Genomic DNA, 22,033 nt, shown 5'->3' with positions numbered 1-22,033 from the left:
TATCGTCGGCAGCGTCAGATGTGTATAAGAGACAGTTCGTAGGAAATCAAAGCGGGTGCCGCGCCAAAGGAAACCATGTCTGCCAACGAGTCCATTTGCTCACCAAACGCACTCTGGGTGTTGGTCATGCGCGCCACTCGACCGTCCAAGCTGTCGAGCACCATGGCGCAGAAAACGCCGATGGCAGCCATTTCAAAATGGTTATTCATTGCCATGACAATGGCATAAAAGCCACCAAACAAGGCGGCTAAGGTGAATAGATTGGGCAACACATAAATACCCTTGCTGGGTTTGCGAGGCACGTATTCCTCAGCGTGATCGTGTAAGTCCGACATAGGTCTGGCTCCGAAAAGTAGACGTTGAGTGTAAAGGCAGGTACTGCCATGCAAGAACAACAAAGGCCACCGAGGTGGCCTTTGTTGTTGAGGAACTGAAAGATCAGTTGCGGGTCTGGTCGACCAGCTTGTTCTTAGCAATCCAAGGCATCATGGCACGCAACTGTCCGCCCACCACTTCAATCTGATGATCCGCAGTGTTGCGACGACGTGCGGTCATGCTTGGATAGTTCAGGCGGCCTTCTTGAATGAACATCTTGGCGTAGTCACCGTTTTGGATACGCTTCAAAGCATGACGCATGGCTTTGCGTGATTCTTCGTTGATCACTTCAGGGCCCGTCACGTACTCACCGAATTCGGCGTTATTCGAGATCGAGTAGTTCATGTTGGCGATACCGCCTTCATAAATCAAATCAACGATCAACTTCAATTCGTGCAAGCACTCAAAGTAGGCCATTTCGGGGGCGTAGCCTGCTTCAACCAAGGTCTCAAAACCCATCTTCAACAGCTCAACCGCACCACCGCACAACACGGCTTGCTCACCGAACAAGTCGGTTTCAGTTTCTTCTTTGAAGTTGGTTTCAATGATGCCGGCCTTGCCACCACCGTTGGCCATGGCGTAGCTCAATGCCAAATCACGGGCTTTCCCGCTTTTGTCTTGATGCACAGCCACCAAATGGGGCACGCCACCTCCTTGCGTGTAGGTGTTGCGCACCGTGTGGCCTGGCGCCTTTGGAGCCACCATCCACACGTCCAAGTCTGCACGTGGCATCACTTGGTTGTAGTGGACGTTAAAGCCGTGGGCAAATGCCAGCGATGCACCTTGTTTGATGTTGGGAGCGACGTTGTTGGTGTAAACCTCGCCGATTTGCTCGTCAGGCAACAAAATCATCACCACGTCAGCGGATTTCACCGCCTCGTTGACTTCCATCACGGTCAAGCCGGCTTTGCCAACTTTGTCCCATGAAGCGCCACCTTTGCGCAAGCCGACAACGACTTTGACGCCGCTGTCGTTCAAATTTTGTGCATGGGCGTGCCCTTGCGAACCGTAACCAATGATGGCCACAGTTTTGCCTTTGATCAGGCTCAGGTCACAGTCTTTGTCGTAATAAACCTTCATGGTCTCTCCTAAAAAATTTTTGGAATGGTTAGAAATCAAACACGCAAAATGCGTTCGCCGCGGCCAATGCCGCACGCACCTGTACGAACAGTTTCAAGGATTGCACTGCGGTCAATCGCCTCTAAGAATGCATCGTTTTTGGACTGATCACCCGTCAACTCAATGGTGTAGCTCTTCTCGGTCACATCAATGATGCGACCTCGAAAAATATCGGCCATGCGCTTCATTTCTTCGCGCTCTTTGCCTACAGCACGCACCTTGACCAACATCAGCTCTCGCTCGGTGTAAGCACCTTCTGTCAGGTCCACCACCTTGACCACTTCAATCAGACGGTTCAAGTGCTTGGTGATTTGCTCAATCACGTCATCTGAACCATGGGTCTGGATGGTCATACGAGACAGGCTGGCGTCTTCCGTGGGTGCCACGGTCAAGGACTCAATGTTGTAACCACGGGCGGAAAACAATCCCACAACGCGTGATAAGGCTCCGGGTTCGTTTTCAAGCATCAGGGAAATGATGTGTTTCATATTTTTTCCCCCTGATCACAGATCTTCGCTGCCAAGAAGCATTTCGGTGATGCCCTTACCAGCTTGAACCATTGGAAACACGTTTTCAGTGGGGTCAGTTCTAAAGTCCATGAACACCGTGCGGTCCTTGAGTTTGCGCGCTTCGCGCAGAGCTGGTTCAACATCTTCGGGGCGTTCAATCAGCATTCCCACATGGCCATAAGCTTCCGCCAGCTTGACAAAATCAGGCAACGCATCCATGTAACTGCTGCTGTAGCGACCGGAATACTCAATTTCTTGCCACTGACGGACCATGCCGAGATAACGGTTGTTCAACGCCATGATTTTGATGGGTGTGTTGTATTGCAAGCAGGTTGAGAGTTCTTGAATACACATTTGAACTGAACCCTCTCCAGTGACGCAAAACACTTCGCTGTCAGGTTTGGCCAACTTGATGCCCATCGCATAGGGAATCCCCACACCCATGGTTCCCAAACCGCCAGAGTTGATCCAACGACGAGGCTCATCAAAACCGTAGTACTGGGCTGCCCACATTTGATGCTGTCCCACATCGGAGGTGATGTAGGTATCTGTACCCTTGGTCATGCGATGCAGAGTTTCAATCACAAACTGGGGTTTGATGACCGTACTGTTGGTGCGGTCGTACTTCAAACAATCGCGCTGACGCCAAGCGTTGATGGTTTCCCACCATGCGCCTAGCGCGTTTCCATCGGGTTTAAGTGCAGACTCTTTGACCATTTCGATCATTTCAGTCAACACATCTTTGATATCCCCAACGATGGGAATATCTACTTTGACGCGCTTTGAAATGCTTGAGGGATCAATGTCAATGTGGATGATCTTGCGCTCATTTTGTGCAAAGTGCTTTGGGTTGCCAATGACACGATCATCAAAACGCGCGCCAACAGCCAGAAGCACATCACAATTTTGCATGGCGTTGTTGGCTTCTATGGTGCCGTGCATCCCAAGCATTCCCAAAAACTTCGGATCGCTGGCGGGGTAAGCCCCCAGACCCATCAAGGTGTTGGTACATGGATACCCCAGCATGTCGACCAAGCAGCGCAACTCTGCCGATGCATTGCTCAGCAGCACGCCACCGCCGGTGTAAATGTAGGGTCGCTTAGCGGCCATCAACAATTGCAAGGCTTTGCGGATTTGCCCGCCGTGACCTTTGCGCACAGGGTTGTAGGAGCGCATTTGCACATCAGCCGGGTAACCTTCGTAGGCCGTTTTCTTGAACGACACATCCTTAGGAATATCCACAACAACAGGGCCTGGACGACCGCTGCGGGCAATATGAAAGGCCTTCTTCATGGTGACGGCCAAATCGCGAACGTCTTTGACCAAAAAGTTATGCTTCACGATCGGACGCGTGATGCCCACGGTATCGCACTCTTGGAAAGCATCCAAACCAATCGCCGCAGTAGGTACTTGGCCGGTGATGATGACCATCGGGATGCTGTCCATGTAGGCCGTTGCAATCCCTGTCACTGCATTGGTCACACCAGGACCAGAAGTTACCAACGCAACACCGACTTCACCGGTGGCACGCGCATAACCATCTGCCGCGTGAACGGCGGCCTGCTCATGGCGCACCAAAACGTGCTGCATGGTGTCTTGTTTGTACAAGGCATCGTAGATATAGAGAACAGAGCCACCTGGATACCCCCAGATGTACTGAACATTTTCAGCTTGGAGTGCCTTGACCAGAATCTCGGCCCCCATCAACTCTTCATGCTTCCCGTCGGCCGATGCGAGGGAAGTTGCTAGCTTGTTTTTAATTTCCATGATTAACCTTAGCGAATTTCGTCAACGAAAAACCCGGGGTGCTTCTTCGCCCACCTTTGTGGGGTAGCGTTGAAACTTTGGACCCTCAGCCATAAGCGCCTATGAGTGTTCGCGCCGAACTGAGATCCGTTTGCCTTAATTTTGTCGATTTGCAACCTTATATTATGGCATCAAGCAAGCGCCCATCTGGCGGCTTATGTCAATTGATGAGCGGCGGATGCAATAATCGTGGCTCTTCCACCCCATGTGCGCACTAGTGGCTTCAGAAAAAGAACTCTCAGACTTTCTGCAAAGTGTTGAAAAACGGGCTTTCAAACGGTCGGTTTACCACGTGCGTGATGATGAGGCTGCTCTTGATATTGTTCAAGACAGCATGATGAAGCTTGCAGAGCACTATGGCGATAAGCCCGTTGCTGAACTACCCATGCTATTTCAGCGAATTCTCTCCAACACCACCTTGGATTGGTTTCGCCGCAACAAGACCCGACGGGCACTGTTCAGCAATTTCAGTGATTTTGAGTCCGGAGCGGAGGATAGCGACTTTGATTTATTGGAGTCTCTGACCACTGAAAAAGACTCACAGTCCACGAAAAGCGCTGAAGACAGCTTTGCCAGCTCGGCCAGTGTTCGAGAGATAGAAGAAGAAATACAAAATCTACCAGCACGTCAACGAGAAGCCTTCTTGCTGCGTTATTGGGAGGACTTAGACGTTTCTGAGACGGCCACTGCTATGGGTTGTTCAGAAGGCAGTGTCAAAACACACTGCTCTCGAGCCATTCAATCTCTCAGCAAAGCACTCACTGCCAAAGGGCTACGACCATGACGACATCAAACGCTCATTTACAAAAGCAAGACCAATTTGGGTTTGCTATTGCCGCGCGGTTGAACGCGCACAGCTTGGAGCTACCGCATGACATCACCGAACGGCTGCGTGCTGCCCGTGCCCGTTCGGTAGCCGCCCGATTAACCGCGCCTATCACCTTGATCACCCAACCTAAAATTTCGCTTCAAGGCGGAGTCGGCATGTTGCACTTCGGCGACGAAGGCCTCAACCTGTGGAGCCGTTTGGCAGCTTTTTTCCCATTGTTCGCGCTTGTTGCTGGCTTGGCGCTGATTCAAAATATCTTGGATGACTCTCGCGCCAATGAGTTGGCTGAGGTGGATTCGGCGATGTTGAGCGATGACTTACCCCCAACTGCCTATGCAGACCCAGGCTTTCTTCAGTTTTTGAAAGCGCCACTGAGCACCGATCGTCAAGAATAGATCTGAACTCTCGAGCCCCCAAAGCATGCGTTCCTTAGTCCTCCAGAAAACCTTGATCAGTGCACAGCTGCTTGTGCTGGTAGGAGGCTTTTGCGTCCAACATTCGGCTCAGGCTCAGCAGTTGACAACTCTCAACTCGACTCAATTGGTCAATAGCAAGCCGCTTTGGCAAGACTTGACAGCAGTTCAGCAGCAGGCGTTGACACCACTGGCACAGTTATGGCCGACCATGACAGAACCGCACAAACGCAAATGGCTTGCAATTTGCCAAAACTTCTCGCAGCTCTCTAGCGAAGAAAAATCAGTTGTTCAAGGCCGAATGCGCGAGTGGGCCGCGCTGAGTCCTCAGCAACGAACTTTAGCCCGCTTGAACTTTGCCGATGTCAAGCAACTTCCACTCGAGGAGAAGCGTAGCAAGTGGGAGGCATACCAGGCGCTTAGCCCTGAGGCAAAACAAAAACTTGCGACTCAACAACCCCTGCCTGCCGTCGGAGTGGCACCAGCAGTCAAACCCGTCGCCAGTCACAAACTTGCAGCTACGCCCGTGGCGGGATCCAGCAACAAACCACTGCCCCGCATCGACAGTCAGCAAGCAGCACCAACAACTTTACTTCCTCCGCTCCCCAATACAACGGCAGCTTCGGGCCCACCCCCGCCTGCTGTGGTGCCAGAAATTCCTGTGACCTCGCAATGACCACCTCACTTGACAGTGCCGATCCAACGCGGATCATTGCGCCTCACTGGATTCGGCGAATGGCTTGCTGGTTGTATGAAGGCTTACTGCTTTTTGGAGTGGCTTTCATCTTTGGTTACTTATTCAGCACGCTGAGTCAAAGCCGTCATGCGCTGAGCAATCGAATTGGATTACAAGCATTTTTGTTTTTGATTTTTGGCATTTACTTCACGTGGTTTGGTCACAAGGGTCAAACTTTGGCGATGAAAACTTGGCATATTCGCTTGGTCGACAAGTCGGGGCATTCAGTGACGCAGCGACGTGCCTTATTTCGTTATTTCCTCAGCTGGATATGGTTCTTGCCTGCTTTGGCTTCGGCAGCATTTTTTGAAATTTCAGGCCCAGAAATCAGCGTCGTGTGTTTGGGCTGGGTTATCGCGTGGGCCTTGATGAGTCGCCTCCAGCGCGAAGGGCAGTTTTGGCACGATATTTGGGCTGGAACACGATTGGTCAGCACCTCCCCTTGAGCTCATGAACCATCCACCTTCATTTTCTGTCTGCGTTTATTGTGGATCGCGCAATGGAATATCACCTTCTTTTGCCCAGGTAGCTCGTGAAGTCGGTCAATGGATTGGAAGTCACCAAGGACAATTGGTCTATGGCGGCGGCAACAACGGATTAATGGGTCTCGTTGCACAAGCCACAGCGGATGCAGGTGGCCGTGTCGTTGGGATCATCCCGACTGCACTGCAAAGCAAAGAAAATACGCGCACCGCTTGTACAGAACTGCACGTGGTTCAGACCATGCATGAGCGCAAACACATGATGGCCGAGCGAGCAGATGTTTTCCTTGCCTTACCAGGCGGAATCGGTACTTTTGAGGAGCTTTTTGAGGTTTGGACCTGGCGTCAGCTGGGTTACCACAACAAACCGATCGGCTTACTCAATACTTCTGGCTACTACGATGGTTTGCTGCAATTTGTCACCCACAGTGTGAAGCAAGGTTTTTTGAGCGATTGGCAAATGGACTTGATTCGCATTGGAAGCGATCCCGTGACTTTGTTGCAGGACTTGGTGCAAGCTGCTGGCTTTGCCCCACAAGCCATGATTGAAGGCCTGTGAGTTAAATCGCGGTTTCGTCGAGTTCGCCGGTGCGAATTCGCACCACCCGTTCAACAGCGGTGATGAAAATCTTGCCATCCCCAATCTTGCCTGTACGCGCTGCCCGCACGATGGCATCCACACACAGATCAACATCAGCGGATTTCACCACCACTTCAACTTTGACCTTGGGCAGAAAATCCACCACGTATTCAGCGCCTCGATACAACTCTGTATGGCCTTTTTGGCGGCCAAAACCTTTGACCTCGGTCACCGTCAGGCCCGTGACACCACATTCAGCCAATGCTTCGCGTACTTCCTCAAGTTTGAATGGTTTGATGATTGCAGTAATTTGCTTCATGGTCGGTCCTTGAAAATACGGGAATGGTCTTGCGCTCAGTCGCGAAACTTGTTGGTTATAGGATAACGCCAATCTTTACCGAAACTGCGATGCGTTACCCGAATTCCGACCGGGGACTGACGACGTTTGTATTCATTCAAGCGAATCAAACGAGTCACCTTTTCAACATCCGCTTTCGCAAAACCGGCAGCCACAATCTCAGCGGGGCTCTGATCACTTTCCATGAAACGCGAGACGATCGCATCCAGAACCTCATAGTCTGGCAAACTGTCCTGATCTTTTTGATCCGGGCGTAATTCGGCACTGGGGGGTCTTGTGATGATCCGCTCCGGAATCGGTTGCGATCCTGTGGCAAATGGATCGTTTGAATTGCGCCACCGGGCTAATTTAAACACCTGAGTTTTGGCCACATCTTTGATCACCGCAAACCCCCCCGCCATATCACCATATAAGGTGCAATAGCCCGTTGCCATCTCACTCTTGTTGCCTGTGGTGAGCACGATGGAGCCAAATTTATTCGACAACGCCATCAACAAGGTTCCCCGAATACGTGCCTGGATATTTTCCTCTGTTGCGTCCAGGGTCGTGCCAACAAAGTCATCTTTGAGTGAATCCAAAAATGCCTCAAACTCTGGAACGATTGAAAGTTCGTCATAACGCACGCCCATGCGACGCGCCATCTCCCTTGCATCGACCCAGCTGATCTCAGCGGTGTAGGGCGACGGCATCATCACGGCACGGACCTTGGCTGCGCCTAGTGCATCCACCGCAATGGCCAAAACCAAAGCAGAATCAATGCCCCCCGAGAGTCCGAGCAACACACCGGGAAATCCGTTTTTTCCAACATAGTCGCGCACACCCAGAACCAAAGCGCGCCATAAATCTGACTCATGAGAGCCTTCGGAGGCAACCGCGCCCTCAAGTCGCAAAGGCCTATCAACGCTGGTGGTCAATACCAAGCACTCTTCCTCAAAACTTTTGGCACGGGCAGTCACACAACCATTTGCATCCAGGGCGAAAGAGCGCCCCTCAAACACCACCTCATCTTGCCCACCCACCAAATGGGCATAAACCAAAGGCAAACCCGTGGCTTGTACACGATCGCGCATGGCCTGTTCACGTTCATTGCCTTTGCCTACATGGAATGGTGATGCATTGATCACCGCCAATAACTGCGCCCCTGAGGCTTTGGCATCCAAGGCTGGTTCATTGAACCAAGCATCTTCGCAAATCAACAAACCAACGCGAACGCCCTCCACCTCAAAAACACAGGCCTCTTTGCCAGGAGTGAAATAACGACGCTCATCAAAAACTTGGTAATTGGGAAGCTCCCGCTTGGCGTAGCGCGCAATCACCGCACCTTCGGAAACAACGCTGGCCATATTGAAGCGTCGCTGCACAGACACCGATCGGGTACGCTGGTCATCCCCCTCGGGATGCCCGACCACGACATGCAAGCCCTTTAACCCGGCTAAGGCATGGGACACCGTTTTCAAGGCATCATCACAGGCGGTAATGAACGAGGGGCGTAGAAACAAATCCTCTGCGGCGTAACCGCACAGCGAAAGTTCAGGCGTCAACACCAAACGGACGCCTTGTGCATAGGCATCTTGTGCGCACGCAATGATTTTTTGGGCATTCCCAGCCATGTCACCAACGACAAAATTTAACTGAGCGACACAAAGTTTGAGGTTCATGGAAACAGACACACAGTCCACAGAAAACAGCGCAAAACAGCGCAGTGATTATGTCATTCGCATCTTTGATAACCCACAGGAGATCGCTCCCGAGGCATGGGACGGCCTCTTGGCCCAACAAGACGCGCCCTCCCCCTTCATGCAACACGCCTACTTAGCGGCGCTGCACAGCAGTGGCAGCGCCACACCAAACACCGGTTGGAGCCCACATTTCGTGACCCTTTGGTTGGGCAAGACCTTGGCAGCAGCCTGCCCCCTTTACTTCAAAGTCCACTCCTATGGCGAATACGTGTTCGATTGGGCGTGGGCCAAAGCCTACGCCGATCACGGACTGAACTATTACCCTAAAGCAGTCTCCGCAGTACCGTTCACCCCTGTTCCAGGGTCAAGACTTTTGGCCAGTAGTTCAGATGCACGGCTAGCCTTGTTGAACGCTTGCGTTGAACTCTGCCAAAGCCAACAGCTGTCTTCTTTGCATTTGCTCTTCACGAGTTCGGCTGACCGCGCGGCTTGCGATTCAATGGGCTTGCTGCAGCGCCAAACTGTGCAGTTTCATTGGAACAACTCAGGCTTCATCAACTTCGAGGAGTTCCTAGCCAGCCTCAACCAAGAAAAGCGCAAAAAGATCAAGCAAGAAAGGCGTCGCGTTGCTGATGCTGGCGTGACGTTTCGCAACCTTCAAGGCGCGCAGATTCAAAATCAAGACTGGGACTTTTTCTACCAATGCTATGAGCGCACATACCTTGAACACGGCAATGCCCCCTATCTCACCCGTGAGTTCTTTGCACACATGCAACGTGACATGCCCGACAACTGGCTGCTTTGCATTGCTGAGAGGCATCTGCGCCCCGTGGCATGCAGCTTGATCGCAGTCCAAGGCTTAGGCACACCCCAGGCTGTGGCTTATGGGCGTTATTGGGGGGCTTTAGAACGTGTGGACTGTTTGCACTTTGAGGCTTGCTATTACCAACCGCTCACATGGTGCATAGAGCATGGGGTTGGTCGCTTCGAAGGCGGTGCTCAAGGAGAGCACAAAATGGCACGCGCTCTGATGCCAGTCACGACATACAGCGCTCACTGGCTGGCTCACCCAGCGTTTTCAGATGCTGTGGCACGATTTTTAGCGCAAGAAACTTCCGGTGTCGATGGGTACCTGGAGCACTTGGCGGAACGCACGCCTTATCGAGCAACCACCAAGGGCTGATAGGCTGGGATCATCGTTTGGTTTTTGACAAGTCTTTTTGGCTCAAAAAATCTGCCAAAACTTTGTTTTTGGCCAAGTCATCAGAGGCGACGGCGCCGCGAATTTGTTTCACCAAAACCCCTTTGATATCCGATTGCAAGGCCTGACAGCGCAACGAAATGTAAAGGGTGCGTGCTTTGGCTTGGTCCAACTTTTCTGCTGACAAAGCTTGCAACCACAAAGCGTCATGGCGCACGCCTGCTTCCAGCTCTCTGAGCACCATGGTGCGGATCAAGTCAGATGTTGTTTCGCTCATGACTCACGCTTTTTCATCCAAAGACTCTCGCATGGCTTGCAGCAAGCTCTCGCTCTCATGTGCCCCTGAAACGCCTACACGTCCATTGAAGATAAAAAACGGCACGCCACTGACGCCCATATCACGCGCCTCTTGGTCGCAAGCCGCTGTTTGGGCATGCACCATCGGGTCATGGATTGCTTGATGCGTCACCTCCGGATCTAAACCAGCTGCGTTTGCAATGGCTTGCAACTCGTCAGCATTGGTCAAATCTCGGCCGTCTAGAAAATAACTCTGAAATAAAGCTTCCACCATGCGCTCTTGCTCTGGACCTGGCTCACAGGCTGCAATCAAGCTATGAAGCACGATGGTATTTGGCTGGCGAGCAATCCGATCAAACTCAAACGCAATGCCCACCTCATGCCCAACTGCGGTCACGCGGTCATAGACTGAATTGGCGCGCTCACCAAACTTCGTGCGGACATAGGTCTCGCGGTCAATGCCCTGTGGGCTCATCTCAGGATTGAGCTGAAACGTGTGCCAGCGCACCTGAGGCAAAACATCGGGATATTCAGCGGCCCACAAGGCCAAGGCACCTTCCAAGCGGCGCTTGCCTACAAAACACCAAGGGCACACCACATCGGAGATCACGTCAATGTTGAGAGTTTTCATGAGGTTGCTTGCTTTCTGCCACAATGCCCCAACTGTAGCGTTATCGCCAACTTAGAGAGGGAATCACAATGGCTAGCGATCTGATCAAACACATCACCGACACCACCTTTGAAGCCGACGTCTTACAAGCAGACAAGCCTGTGCTCGTCGACTACTGGGCTGAATGGTGCGGCCCTTGCAAGATGATTGCCCCCATCCTGGACGAAGTCTCTGCGGCTTATGCAGGCAAACTGCAAATTGCCAAGATGAACGTCGATGAGAACCGCGATATCCCTGCCAAATTTGGTATCCGTGGAATTCCAACCTTGATGCTGTTCAAGGGCGGCCAACTGTCAGCAACCAAAGTTGGCGCCATGACCAAAGCTCAACTGACGGCATTCATTGACCAACAATTGGCTTGATTCAAAAGCCTGACTTTTCAGGCCTGTCACACAAAGCCCGCTGATCGTAAAAATCGCGGGCTTTTTTCCTGTCATAATCATTTCCGAACTGGTTGTTTGCCCAAGTGGTCAATGGATACCATTCTGGTTTCCAGTTCCGGTCTGTGAGGTACCTTTCGCCTCCCTGAAGACCTCCCCCCAATTTATTTAACGAACTCCCCACGGAGTCAACCCATGCATCTGAACGAACTCAAGGCACTGCACGTGTCTGAAGTGCTGAAACAAGCCGAAGAACTCGAAATCGAAAACACCGGCCGAATGCGCAAACAAGAACTGATGTTTGCCATCATCAAAAAACGTGCGCGTGCAGGTGAGCAGGTATTTGCTGATGGTGTTCTTGAAATTTTGCCTGACGGCTTTGGTTTTTTACGCAGTCCCGACACCAGCTACACCGCCAGCACAGACGATATCTACATCAGCCCAAGCCAAGTACGTCGCTTCAACTTGCACACGGGTGACATGATTGAAGGCGAAGTGCGTATTCCCAAAGATGGAGAGCGTTACTTTGCGCTGACCAAACTCGATCAAGTCAACGGCGACTTGCCCGAAAACAACAAGCACAAGGTCATGTTCGAAAACTTGACCCCTTTGTTCCCACGCGAGCAAATGAAACTCGAACAAGACACGAAAGGTGAAGAAAACATCACTGGCCGCATCATCGACATCATTGCACCCATCGGCAAAGGTCAACGTGCTTTGCTGGTGGCACCACCCAAAAGCGGCAAGACGGTGATGATGCAACACATCGCACACGCCATTGCCGCCAACTACCCAGACAGCCACATGATGGTTTTGTTGGTGGATGAGCGCCCCGAAGAAGTGACCGAAATGCAACGCTCAGTCAAGGCAGAAGTGATTGCATCCACCTTCGATGAACCAGCTGCCCGCCATGTGCACGTGGCCGAGATGGTGATTGAGCGCGCCAAGCGTTTGGTTGAGCTTAAAAAAGACGTGGTCATCTTGCTCGACTCGATCACCCGTTTGGCTCGCGCTTACAACAACGTCGTGCCCTCATCTGGCAAAGTCTTAACAGGCGGTGTCGACTCCAATGCATTGCAACGACCCAAACGTTTCTTTGGTGCCGCTCGTAAAGTCGAAGAAGGTGGTTCACTCACCATCATCGCCACAGCGTTGGTAGATACAGGTAGCCGCATGGACGAAGTGATTTTTGAAGAATTCAAAGGCACGGGCAACTGCGAAATCCATTTGGATCGTCGCCTGTACGAAAAGCGCGTGTTCCCTGCAATCCAACTCAACCGCAGCGGCACCCGTCGCGAAGAGTTGTTGTTGGCGCCCGAAATCTTGCAAAAGACCCGCATTCTGCGTCAGTTCATGTACAACATGGACGAAATTGAATCCATGGAGTTGATGTTGAAGAACATGAAGGCCACCAAGTCAAACGTCGACTTCTTTGATCTGATGCGCCGCGGAGGTTAAAAACTGTTTGCTCATCCCAAAGGGCGTCTGCTGGTCACAGCAGACGCCCTTTTCAATGGCTGGACCAAAGCAAGATATTTTCAGGTCGGCACTAAAAACTCTCGACTGATGCTGACGCCAATGTCGTTCACTCGGTCCAAGAATTGGGTCAAGTAAGCATGCAACCCATTCGCCAAGATTTCCTCAATCTTGCCGTACTGCAATTCAGCCAAAAGTTTTCCTGAACGACGTCTGCTTTCAATAGACGGATCGCCTGAGACCATGGCCAAGTTACTCACCACCTCATTCAAACATGCATGCAATGAACGGGGCATGTCAGACCGCAGCACCAGAAGTTCGGCGACACGTTCAGGCTGAATCACATCACGATAAACTTTTCGGTAAATTTCAAAACCAGAAACGCTGCGCAGAATCGCGCTCCAATGGTAAAAGTCGTACTCTTGGTCTTGCGCATTGGCTGCACCAAAAAAATCACTTTCCACCGCATGGAACTTGACATCCACCAATCGCGCCGTGTTGTCAGCCCGCTCTAGGAACGTTCCCAAACGCATGAAGTGCAAAGCTTCATCCATCAACATGGTGCCAACCGTCACACCGCGCGACAGATGAGAACGAAACTTCACCCACTCAAAAAACTGACCCGGATCTTTTTCAAACTCACCCAGTTTGATTTTTCGCAGCATCTCCAACCACGTCTGGTTTTGCGTCTCCCACACCTCGGTGGTCAAACTTCCACGCACCGCCCTGGCATTTTCTCGGGCGGCTTTCAAGCATGAAATGATGGATGAGGGGTTTTCCTCATTTTTCACCATGAACGCCATCACGTTTTCAGGTGTGATCTCGGCGTACAGGGCTTGATAGGACGGCAACAACTCGCTGATCGACAGCAAACCTTGCCAGCCCATTTGGGCCACGGCGGCAGACTGTGGCAACAACGATGTCTGGTAATTGACGTCCAACAGACGGGCGGTATTTTCTGCTCGCTCGGTGTAACGAGACATCCAAAACAGGTGATCGGCGGTTCGGCTCAGCATCGTTAAACCTCAAGAATCCATGTGTCTTTGGTTCCACCGCCTTGCGACGAATTCACCACCAGAGAGCCTTCTTTCAATGCCACTCGGGTCAAACCACCAGGCACCATTTGTACGGTTTTACCACTGAGTACGAAGGGGCGTAAATCAATATGGCGCGGAGCGATGCCGCTCTCCACATAAGTCGGGCAGCTTGACAGACTCAAGGTCGGCTGTGAAATGTAGCCATCGGGCTTGGCCATCAAAACGCGTCGGAAGTCTTCAATCTCAGCCTTGGTGGCCGCAGGCCCCACCAACATGCCATAGCCCCCTGCTCCGTGCACTTCTTTGACCACCAACTCACTCAAGTGATCCAAGGTGTATTGCAAGTCTTCTCTCTTGCGGCACTGAAAGGTAGGCACATTGTTGAGTATGGGTTTTTCACCCAAGTAGAACTCGATCATTTGGGGCACATAAGGGTAAATGGACTTATCGTCAGCAATGCCGGTACCCACCGCATTGCAAATGCTGACATGGCCTGCACGGTACACATCCATCAAGCCAGCACAGCCCAAAGTAGAAGTTGAACGGAACACTTTGGGATCTAAGAAGTCATCGTCTACACGCCGGTAAATCACATCCACTCGCTTGGGGCCACGCGTTGTGCGCATATAGACAAAGTTGTCTTTGACGAATAGATCCTGCCCTTCAACCAACTCAACCCCCATTTGCTGCGCTAGAAAGGCATGTTCAAAATAAGCGCTGTTGTACATGCCGGGCGTCAAGACAACGACGGTCGGGTTATCGGTGGTCGCAGGGCAACTGGCGCGCAAGGTCTCTAGCAACAAGTCAGGGTAGTGCGCCACCGGTGCCACACGGTGCTGGCTGAACAACTCAGGAAAAAGCCGCATCATCATCTTGCGGTCTTCCAACATATAGCTCACCCCGCTGGGCACCCTGAGGTTATCTTCCAAAACGTAGTACTGACCATTTCCATGGGCATCCGGTGCTCGCACGATGTCGATACCGCTGATGTTGGAGTAGACATTGTGGGGAACGTCTACGCCCATCATTTCTGGACGAAACTGGGCGTTATGGATGATTTGTTCCGTCGGAATGACGCCTGCCTTGAGTATTTCTTGCTCGTGGTAGATGTCATGAATGAAACGATTCAAGGCTGTCACGCGTTGCACCAAGCCCTTTTGCATCTCACGCCACTCGTGCGCTGGAATGACACGTGGGATCAGGTCAAACGGGATCAGGCGTTCTGTGCCAGCGCCGTCTTCGTCTTTATCGCCATAAACCGCGAAAGTGATCCCAACGCGACGGAAAATCATTTCTGCCTCTTCCCGACGTCCGCGCATGGCTTGAGGGTCTTGACGAATCAACCAGTCCAAGTAGTTTTTATAGTGAGGCCGCACCTGATCTGCCTCATAAGACAGCTGGGCATACATTTCATCGAACTTGTGCATCTTGGAACTCCTGGTTACACAAAAGCAAATTAAATGCCATATCTAGGGCATGGGCAAACGATGGTGCCAATAGTGTTGTTGCAGGTCACGCTCGCAGCGCACCAAATTAGGGCGATCGCTCGACCATAGAGATGCACCACAAAGGGGGCTTTGCACCACAAGAACGTCTTCATGGGCGTAGCGAGCCATGACATCCGGACGAGGATGGCCAAAGCGATTGCGGTAACCCGCCTGTACAACCGCCACCCGAGGGCGCACAGCTTGCAAGAACTCTGGCGTCGAAGAGGTTGCACTGCCGTGATGGGGAACCAGCAGCCAATCGGCGTGCATGTCTTGTTCAGCAACGATCAAGCGCCGCTCTTGGTCAGCCTCAATATCGCCCACCAACAAGGCCCGCACACCCTGACTGCTTTGCAAGCGCAACACACAACTCATGGCGTTGGGTTTCATCGCTCGGGTGTAGTCTGGCGTTTGAGGATGCAAAACTTCAAACACAACGCCATCCAAGATCCAACGCTGTCCCCTCTCACAACGCTGCATTGAATGAAACTTTTGTAGCGGATGACCTTCAGGCATCGACGTCCAAACCACGGCCTGCGGTTGCATGGCCAACACCGAGAGCGCGCCGCCACTGTGATCGCTGTCTTGGTGACTGATGATCAGACCATCCAACCGCTCCCCTAAACTGCGCAAGAGCGGCACCAACACCCGTTGCCCCGCATCGGTCTCCACAGAATAACGAGGCCCGGTGTCGTACAACAAAGCGTGGTGCGCCGTTCGCACCAACACTGCGTGGCCCTGCCCCATATCCGTCGCTATCAACTCAAACGCTCCAGGCAAAGGTCGTGGGACCTGCCAACTCAAGACGGGCAATACCAAGGTCAGCCCACACAAGCGAATCCACAGCGGTAATCGCAGCACCACCAAAAGCATGCCCAACATGGCTGACGTGCTAGCCCAAACTGGCGCTGCAGGCGAAGACCACTGGGCCCAAGACACACTGGACATCCAGCGCAAGACCTCCAGCAGACCTTCCAAAAACCAAGCAGCCAACGACCATGCATCGGACCAGAGCAAACCCAACAAACACAGCGGCGTCACGATCAAGGTGACCCATGGAACAGCCAGCACATTGGCCAGCATGCCAACCAAAGAGACTTGATGAAATAGCACCAAACTCAACGGCGCCAGACAAACACTCATCAGCCATTGCTCGCGCACCATGAGTAAACCCCTGTGCCAAACCAGGGCCGTCCACGTGTTTGCGCTGTGCAAATCCTCCAAGCCGGTTGCAAACAAGATACCGACCGCCACAAAACTGAGCCAAAACCCAGCCTGCAGCAAAGCCCATGGATCCAGTGCCACCACGACCACGCACACCAAGCCCCACGTCATGGGCCAAGGCCAGCGCAGCCCTTGCCAGCGTAAGGCACTCACGGTCAACAGCATCCAAACGGTGCGCTGCGCTGGTATGCCCCAGCCAGTGAATAACGCGTAGAGAAACGCTGCGAAAGTGCCACACAACAAGGCCGCTTGAGGCGCCGTCAGCCACAAGCACCAGGAGCGCCATCGCGACCAGACATCGCTGCGGCACCACAACCAACGGGCCCATACAGCAACCAACCAAGCCAAGCCCGTGATGTGCAAACCCGATATGGCCATCAAATGCGCCACGCCTGTGGCCCGAAACACGTCCCAATCGGCACGCTCAATGGCAGCCTGGTCGCCTAGCAACAATGCAGCCACAATACCCGCACTTTGACGGTCATTGACCTGTTGATCGACTGCGTCGCGCACGCGTTGACGAGATCGCTCAATCGGGTGCCATCCCGTCGGTCCTAGCCACTGAGGTCGAGCATCTTTGACCCCCAGCCGCACATACCCTGTGCCTTGAATTCCCTGCTCCCAAAGCCACAACTCGTAGTCAAACCCATGGGGATTGATGTGCCCATGGGGTGCTTTCAAACGCACATCCATGCGCCAACGATCTCCTGCCCTGAGCTGCTGCGAAGCTTCATCGAGGATCAGTGACTGGGCTTCCTCTGCCTTGGTTCCGTACCATCCCAAAAGCAATCGCCGTGGCACACCCTGCGGCCCAGATTCCACATCAAAACGAAATCGCCAACTGTTGTCCCCCACGCGCTGGGGCATGGCCGCGACAACGCCAACAAGGGTCAAAGTTCGCCCTTCCAATGCAGGCGACAACGACTGCTCAAGATATTGACAAGCCCGCCAACCCGTTTGGCCATAGGCAAGCGCAAACGTACCCAAACACAGCAATAAAGCAGATCGACTGACGGCCCAACGAGTGTCGGCTCGTGGCAACACCCAAGCCGTCACTGTCAAGGCCAGCCCAGCAAAGCATTGAACAACATAAAAGGGCCAAGCCAACAGCTCAGGGGCTTGTAACTGCCAAGCAGTGCCCGCCAGCCACCCTATGCAAAAAGGCAATATCAATGAATTCAAGCCAAACCCAGTGAACGCAGAATTGGGCAATCTAGCCAAACTGCGCTCACAAGGTAAGGGGACTGCTCACAAAGTCGCAGGGTGGTGCAAACTGAGCTGGAAGCGCACCCATGCAAAGACTGCTTGTTGCGTCAGCTGAACCAACTTAAGACGCGGGTTTGGTCGAACACACTTCTTTTTTGAGGCTGGCCAAATAAGTGTTGGGCCGGATAGGGGCTTCTCGCAAACGGAACTCGGGTGCATCTTCAGCCGCCACCTCTTTGCCTTTGCCCATGGGTTTTTCAAAATAACTCACAGAAAGCTTCACCACCATGTCGGTTTTGCAATACATGCGCCAGCGCGTCATGACCGACTTGTAACTGTCCCCGCCTGGTGTTTTCTCTCCTTTGGGAAAGTCCACCAGCGTCCAGGCATAGCGAGAAACATGCACCGGCATGACGGCATCTTTGTCAAAGTAATAGGCCACATCCTCGTCCTTGGAAATTTCACTCCATTCGGCTCTGCAGATCCCAGGACAAAAAAGGGCCAAGACCCAAAGAGTCACGGCGGCAAGGAAACGAGTTGTTTGCATGCCCCTCTTATCGTCAGCGCAGACAAAAACTTAAGCGCACCAGATTGGCGCATGTTGATTGGCTCACGTTTTGCTTTAATACACGCATGTCTATCCATGCTGCACTTCACCACGTTACCCACTACAGCTATGACAGGCTGGTAGAACTGGGCCCGCAAGTCATTCGCCTAAGGCCTGCACCCCATTGCCGCAGCAACATCATTTCTTATTCGCTCACCGTTGAGCCCGAGCATTTCATCAACTGGCAGCAAGACCCCTTTGCAAACTACCAGGCGCGCTTGGTTTTTCATGAAAAAACGACCGAATTCAAAGTCACGGTGGATTTGGTGGTCGAAATGGCGGTTTACAACCCGTTTGACTTTTTCCTTGAGCCCAACGCTGAAAAATTCCCTTTCAGTTATGACAAGGCCACGTCGTTGGAACTGGCGCCTTACTTGGACAAACTGGCGCTCACGCCAAAGTTTCAAGCCTATTGCACGTCCATTGATCTGGAAGCTCTCAAACGAGAGCCCATTCGAACGATCGACTTTTTGGTTCAAATCAACAAAAAATTGCATCAAGACGTCGACTACCTGATTCGCATGGAACCTGGGGTGCAAACGCCGGAAGAAACCCTCACCCTCGGCAGCGGCTCCTGCCGCGACAGCGCTTGGTTGATGGTGCAGTTACTGCGCCAATGTGGCTTGGCTGCTCGTTTTGTCTCTGGCTACCTCATTCAATTGGTGCCAGACGTGAAGTCTCTCGATGGCCCCAGCGGCACTGAAGTCGACTTCACCGACTTGCATGCTTGGTGCGAGGTCTACCTTCCTGGCGCAGGTTGGGTTGGACTTGATCCGACGTCTGGTCTGTTTGCAGGTGAGGGCCACATACCTTTGGCGTGTACGCCTCAGCCATCTAGCGCTGCGCCCATTGAAGGGCTGGTCGATGAAGCTGAAGTTGAATTCAGCCATGAAATGAAAGTGACTCGGGTCCTGGAATCACCCCGTGTCACAAAACCTTACACCGAAGACCAATGGGCGGACATCTTGGCCTTGGGCGACGAGGTTGATCGCCGACTCACAGAAGGTGATGTGCGTTTGACCATGGGCGGCGAACCCACCTTTGTGGCCGTCGATGACCGCGATGCGCCCGAATGGAATACCGATGCACTTGGCCCCACCAAGCGCGCATTTGCCACTGAGTTGGTGCACAAATTACGCGACGAATACGGCCAAGGCGGTTTTTTACACTTTGGCCAAGGCAAGTGGTATCCGGGTGAACAGTTGCCGCGCTGGTCGTTGGGCATTTACTGGCGTGCAGATGGACAACCCTGCTGGCACAACCCAGACTTGTTTGCGGACGAACGCGTGCCTTGCCACTACACCAGCGAAGACGCGGAAAAATTCACGCAGACGTTGGCCCACAAGTTGGGTCTTGACGGTCAACACATCACCGCAGGCTTTGAAGACACCTGGTACTACCTCTGGCGTGAGCGCCGCTTGCCCGGAAATGTGGATCCCTTTGACTCACGACTGGAAGATGAGATGGAGCGAGCACGCTTGCACCGCGTTTTCACACAAGGTCTCAAGCAAGTCGTGGGCTACGTTCTACCCCTGAAAGCCAAAGAGCCCGAGGCGCCAGGGCCGCGCTGGATCAGCGGCCCTTGGTTCTTACGCGACGAGCGCATGTATTTGGTACCCGGGGATTCACCCATGGGCTATCGCTTGCCCTTGGACTCTCTGCCCTGGGTGACAGCATCCGACTACCCTTACCCCGTCAGCCAAGACCACTACGCGGAACGCCAGCCACTGCCCCATGCTGCTGCGTTGAAGGCTCAGTATGCCCACCACGCACGCTTCACACATTACAACGCCCACGTCTCAGGGCAAGGCTTTGCCCAAGGCGGCACAGTGGCTTTGGCAACCCACGAACCGGCGCTAGACCCCGCAAAGGGTGCTGCTGGCAAAAACGGTTCCGGCCAGCGCGATACAGCACCCAACACAGTCCCCTCGAAATTTGAATCAGCCTCTTGGATCACCCGCACCGCCATCTGCGTCGAAGTGCGTGACCCCTCCAGAGCCAATGGCCCCAACGTTGAACTGGCCACCAAGTTGGGCAGCGCATCGCAAAGCCTGATGTATGTGTTCATGCCGCCGTTGACACGCCTGGAAGACTATTTGGAGTTGCTCAGCGCGATTGAGGCGACCGCTCAAGAACTGAACATGCGCATTGTGTTGGAAGGTTATGGGCCACCACGTGATCCACGGCTGAAACTGTTAGCTGTCACGCCAGACCCTGGTGTCATTGAAGTGAACATCCACCCCGCCCACAACTGGCAAGAGATTGTGGCGCACACGGAATTTTTGTACCAAGCTTCTTTCGAGTCCCGACTGTCCGCAGAAAAGTTCATGACCGACGGCCGCCATACGGGTACGGGTGGCGGTAACCATGTGGTCATGGGCGGCGCCACCCCGGCTGACAGTCCGTTCCTGCGCAAGCCCGAACTTCTGGCCAGCTTGATCCTTTACTGGCACAACCACCCCTCCTTGAGCTATTTGTTCAGCGGGATGTTCATTGGCCCGACCAGCCAAGCGCCTCGTGTCGACGAAGCACGCAACGATCAAATTTACGAACTGGAAATTGCCCTTGGCGAAATTCGCAACAACCGCGCAAAGTTCGGTGCCGATTTGCCACCTTGGTTGGTCGACCGCAGCTTGCGCAACCTGCTGATTGACGTCACGGGCAACACCCACCGCTCAGAGTTTTGCATCGACAAGCTCTACTCGCCTGACTCGTCCACCGGCCGTTTGGGTTTGCTGGAATTGCGTGCCTTTGAAATGCCCCCCCATGCCCGCATGAGCGTGGTGCAGCAACTGCTGCTTCGCGCTTTGGTTGCACGCTTCTGGGCGCAACCCTACGAAGCGCCGGCCACCCGTTGGGGCACCGAGCTGCACGATCGGTTCTTGTTGCCACACTTTGTCAAAACGGACTTTGACGACGTGCTCACCGAACTGGGCGACAGCGGCTTTCATTTCGATCCGGCTTGGTTTTCACCACACTTTGAATTCCGTTTTCCCCGTGTGGGCGAGCTCAACACCTTGGGCACATCCTTGACGCTGCGCAATGCCTTAGAACCCTGGCATGTCATGGGTGAAGAGGGCTCCAGCGGGGGCACCGTGCGCTATGTGGACTCATCGCTAGAACGCATCGAAGTGCATGTCACAGGCTTGAACCCCAGCCGTCACGCAGTGACGGTCAATGGACGGGCCCTGCCCTTGCAACCCACAGGCACAGTGGGCGAATACGTGGCGGGTGTGAGGTACAGAGCGTGGGCCCCCTCGTCTGCCTTGCACCCGACCATTGGCGTGCATGTGCCCTTGACCTTTGACATCGTGGACACCTGGATGAAACGCTCCATCGGCGGCTGCCAGTACCACGTGGCCCATCCCGGCGGGCGCAACTACGACAGCTTCCCAGTCAATGCGTACGAAGCAGAAAGCCGTCGTCTCTCGCGATTCTCTCCACTGGGCCACACACCCGGCAAGCTCGACATAGGTCCTGCCACGGTGGGGGTGGCCGCCAGCAAGGAGTTCCCCTTCACGCTGGACCTGCGCCGTTGAACTTGCCCACGATGAGACAATGC

At 53.3% G+C, this 22,033-nt stretch carries 20 protein-coding genes and 1 pseudogene; 9 read left to right on the top strand and 12 right to left on the bottom strand.

The window, feature by feature from the left end; all coding sequences use genetic code 11:
* Positions 1-26: 26 nt before the first annotated feature.
* From ACKWJN_RS01055 to ACKWJN_RS01040, 4 genes and pseudogenes are all read right to left on the bottom strand, one after another.
* Positions 27-335: pseudogene (locus ACKWJN_RS01055) on the bottom strand (CDP-alcohol phosphatidyltransferase family protein); the annotation flags it as partial.
* A gap of 103 nt (positions 336-438) precedes the next feature.
* A complete protein-coding gene (ilvC, locus tag ACKWJN_RS01050) occupies positions 439-1,455 on the bottom strand; it encodes a ketol-acid reductoisomerase (RefSeq protein WP_408593690.1) in 1,017 nt (338 codons plus the stop codon).
* Positions 1,456-1,490: 35 nt separating this feature from the next.
* The gene (gene ilvN / locus ACKWJN_RS01045) at positions 1,491-1,982 is read right to left on the bottom strand and encodes an acetolactate synthase small subunit (protein ID WP_408593688.1); all 492 of its coding nucleotides are present in this window, start codon (positions 1,980-1,982) and stop codon (positions 1,491-1,493) included.
* Between the two features lie 15 nt (positions 1,983-1,997).
* A complete protein-coding gene (locus ACKWJN_RS01040; protein ID WP_408593686.1) occupies positions 1,998-3,770 on the bottom strand; it encodes an acetolactate synthase 3 catalytic subunit in 1,773 nt (590 codons plus the stop codon).
* A gap of 256 nt (positions 3,771-4,026) precedes the next feature.
* On the opposite strand from ACKWJN_RS01040, the gene ACKWJN_RS01035 reads away from it, so the two are divergent.
* The 5 genes from ACKWJN_RS01035 to ACKWJN_RS01015 are packed head-to-tail and all read left to right on the top strand — an operon-like array spanning position 4,027 to position 6,828.
* A complete protein-coding gene (locus ACKWJN_RS01035; RefSeq protein ID WP_408593684.1) occupies positions 4,027-4,593 on the top strand; it encodes an RNA polymerase sigma factor in 567 nt (188 codons plus the stop codon).
* On the top strand, positions 4,590-5,033 hold the full coding sequence (locus ACKWJN_RS01030; RefSeq protein WP_408593682.1) for a DUF3619 family protein: 444 nt from the start codon (positions 4,590-4,592) through the stop codon (positions 5,031-5,033). Before ACKWJN_RS01035 ends, ACKWJN_RS01030 begins: the two co-directional genes overlap by 4 nt.
* Positions 5,034-5,058: 25 nt before the next feature.
* On the top strand, positions 5,059-5,727 hold the full coding sequence (locus ACKWJN_RS01025; protein ID WP_408593680.1) for a DUF3106 domain-containing protein: 669 nt from the start codon (positions 5,059-5,061) through the stop codon (positions 5,725-5,727).
* Positions 5,724-6,233 carry an RDD family protein gene (locus tag ACKWJN_RS01020; RefSeq protein WP_408593678.1) on the top strand — a complete coding sequence of 170 codons (510 nt, stop codon included), beginning with the start codon at positions 5,724-5,726 and terminating at the stop codon, positions 6,231-6,233. Before ACKWJN_RS01025 ends, ACKWJN_RS01020 begins: the two co-directional genes overlap by 4 nt.
* 4 nt (positions 6,234-6,237) lie before the next feature.
* Positions 6,238-6,828, top strand: coding sequence for a TIGR00730 family Rossman fold protein (locus tag ACKWJN_RS01015; RefSeq protein WP_408593676.1), 591 nt, complete (start codon positions 6,238-6,240; stop codon positions 6,826-6,828).
* Between the two features lies 1 nt (position 6,829).
* Here ACKWJN_RS01015 and ACKWJN_RS01010 read toward each other — a convergent pair whose 3' ends face one another.
* Together ACKWJN_RS01010 and ACKWJN_RS01005 are read right to left on the bottom strand one after the other, a co-directional pair.
* The gene (locus ACKWJN_RS01010; protein ID WP_408593674.1) at positions 6,830-7,168 is read right to left on the bottom strand and encodes a P-II family nitrogen regulator; all 339 of its coding nucleotides are present in this window, start codon (positions 7,166-7,168) and stop codon (positions 6,830-6,832) included.
* A 35-nt stretch (positions 7,169-7,203) separates the two neighbouring features.
* On the bottom strand, positions 7,204-8,865 hold the full coding sequence (locus ACKWJN_RS01005; protein ID WP_408593672.1) for an NAD+ synthase: 1,662 nt from the start codon (positions 8,863-8,865) through the stop codon (positions 7,204-7,206).
* Here ACKWJN_RS01005 and ACKWJN_RS01000 point away from each other — a divergent pair.
* Positions 8,864-10,069, top strand: a complete 1,206-nt coding sequence (locus tag ACKWJN_RS01000; RefSeq protein ID WP_408593670.1) for a GNAT family N-acetyltransferase — start codon at positions 8,864-8,866, stop codon at positions 10,067-10,069. The two genes, ACKWJN_RS01005 and ACKWJN_RS01000, sit on opposite strands and share 2 nt — an antisense overlap.
* A gap of 10 nt (positions 10,070-10,079) precedes the next feature.
* On the opposite strand, the gene ACKWJN_RS00995 is transcribed toward ACKWJN_RS01000, so the two are convergent.
* Together ACKWJN_RS00995 and ACKWJN_RS00990 are read right to left on the bottom strand one after the other, a co-directional pair.
* Positions 10,080-10,364 (bottom strand): hypothetical protein, encoded by a 285-nt coding sequence (locus ACKWJN_RS00995; protein ID WP_408593668.1) that lies wholly within the window; start codon positions 10,362-10,364, stop codon positions 10,080-10,082.
* Positions 10,365-10,367: 3 nt separating this feature from the next.
* On the bottom strand, positions 10,368-11,015 hold the full coding sequence (locus tag ACKWJN_RS00990; RefSeq protein ID WP_408593666.1) for a DsbA family protein: 648 nt from the start codon (positions 11,013-11,015) through the stop codon (positions 10,368-10,370).
* A gap of 68 nt (positions 11,016-11,083) precedes the next feature.
* On the opposite strand from ACKWJN_RS00990, the gene trxA reads away from it, so the two are divergent.
* Together trxA and rho are read left to right on the top strand one after the other, a co-directional pair.
* Complete coding sequence (gene trxA / locus ACKWJN_RS00985; RefSeq protein ID WP_408593664.1) at positions 11,084-11,416, top strand: thioredoxin TrxA; 333 nt, start codon at positions 11,084-11,086, stop codon at positions 11,414-11,416.
* 213 nt (positions 11,417-11,629) lie between these two features.
* A complete protein-coding gene (rho, locus tag ACKWJN_RS00980) occupies positions 11,630-12,892 on the top strand; it encodes a transcription termination factor Rho (protein WP_408593662.1) in 1,263 nt (420 codons plus the stop codon).
* A gap of 80 nt (positions 12,893-12,972) precedes the next feature.
* Here the strand turns inward: rho and ACKWJN_RS00975 are convergent, their stop codons facing one another.
* From ACKWJN_RS00975 to ACKWJN_RS00960, 4 genes are all read right to left on the bottom strand, one after another.
* Entirely contained in the window at positions 12,973-13,926 is a 954-nt protein-coding gene (locus tag ACKWJN_RS00975) for an alpha-E domain-containing protein (RefSeq protein WP_408593660.1), read from the bottom strand.
* A 2-nt stretch (positions 13,927-13,928) separates the two neighbouring features.
* Positions 13,929-15,374, bottom strand: a complete 1,446-nt coding sequence (locus ACKWJN_RS00970) for a circularly permuted type 2 ATP-grasp protein (RefSeq protein WP_408593658.1) — start codon at positions 15,372-15,374, stop codon at positions 13,929-13,931.
* A 42-nt stretch (positions 15,375-15,416) separates the two neighbouring features.
* Positions 15,417-17,765: a DNA internalization-related competence protein ComEC/Rec2 gene (locus ACKWJN_RS00965; protein ID WP_408593702.1), complete on the bottom strand. Its 2,349-nt coding sequence runs from the start codon at positions 17,763-17,765 to the stop codon at positions 15,417-15,419.
* 220 nt (positions 17,766-17,985) lie between these two features.
* Complete coding sequence (locus ACKWJN_RS00960) at positions 17,986-18,411, bottom strand: surface-adhesin E family protein (protein ID WP_408593657.1); 426 nt, start codon at positions 18,409-18,411, stop codon at positions 17,986-17,988.
* Between the two features lie 86 nt (positions 18,412-18,497).
* Here ACKWJN_RS00960 and ACKWJN_RS00955 point away from each other — a divergent pair, with 86 nt between their 5' ends.
* Positions 18,498-22,010 carry a DUF2126 domain-containing protein gene (locus ACKWJN_RS00955; RefSeq protein ID WP_408593655.1) on the top strand — a complete coding sequence of 1,171 codons (3,513 nt, stop codon included), beginning with the start codon at positions 18,498-18,500 and terminating at the stop codon, positions 22,008-22,010.
* Positions 22,011-22,033: the final 23 nt, after the last annotated feature.

It is taken from the genome of Limnohabitans sp., from assembly GCF_046052825.1.
Lineage (GTDB): Bacteria > Pseudomonadota > Gammaproteobacteria > Burkholderiales > Burkholderiaceae_C > Limnohabitans.
The sequence above is the reverse complement of the archived record's forward strand: the minus strand, read 5'-3'. Positions and strand labels throughout refer to the sequence as shown.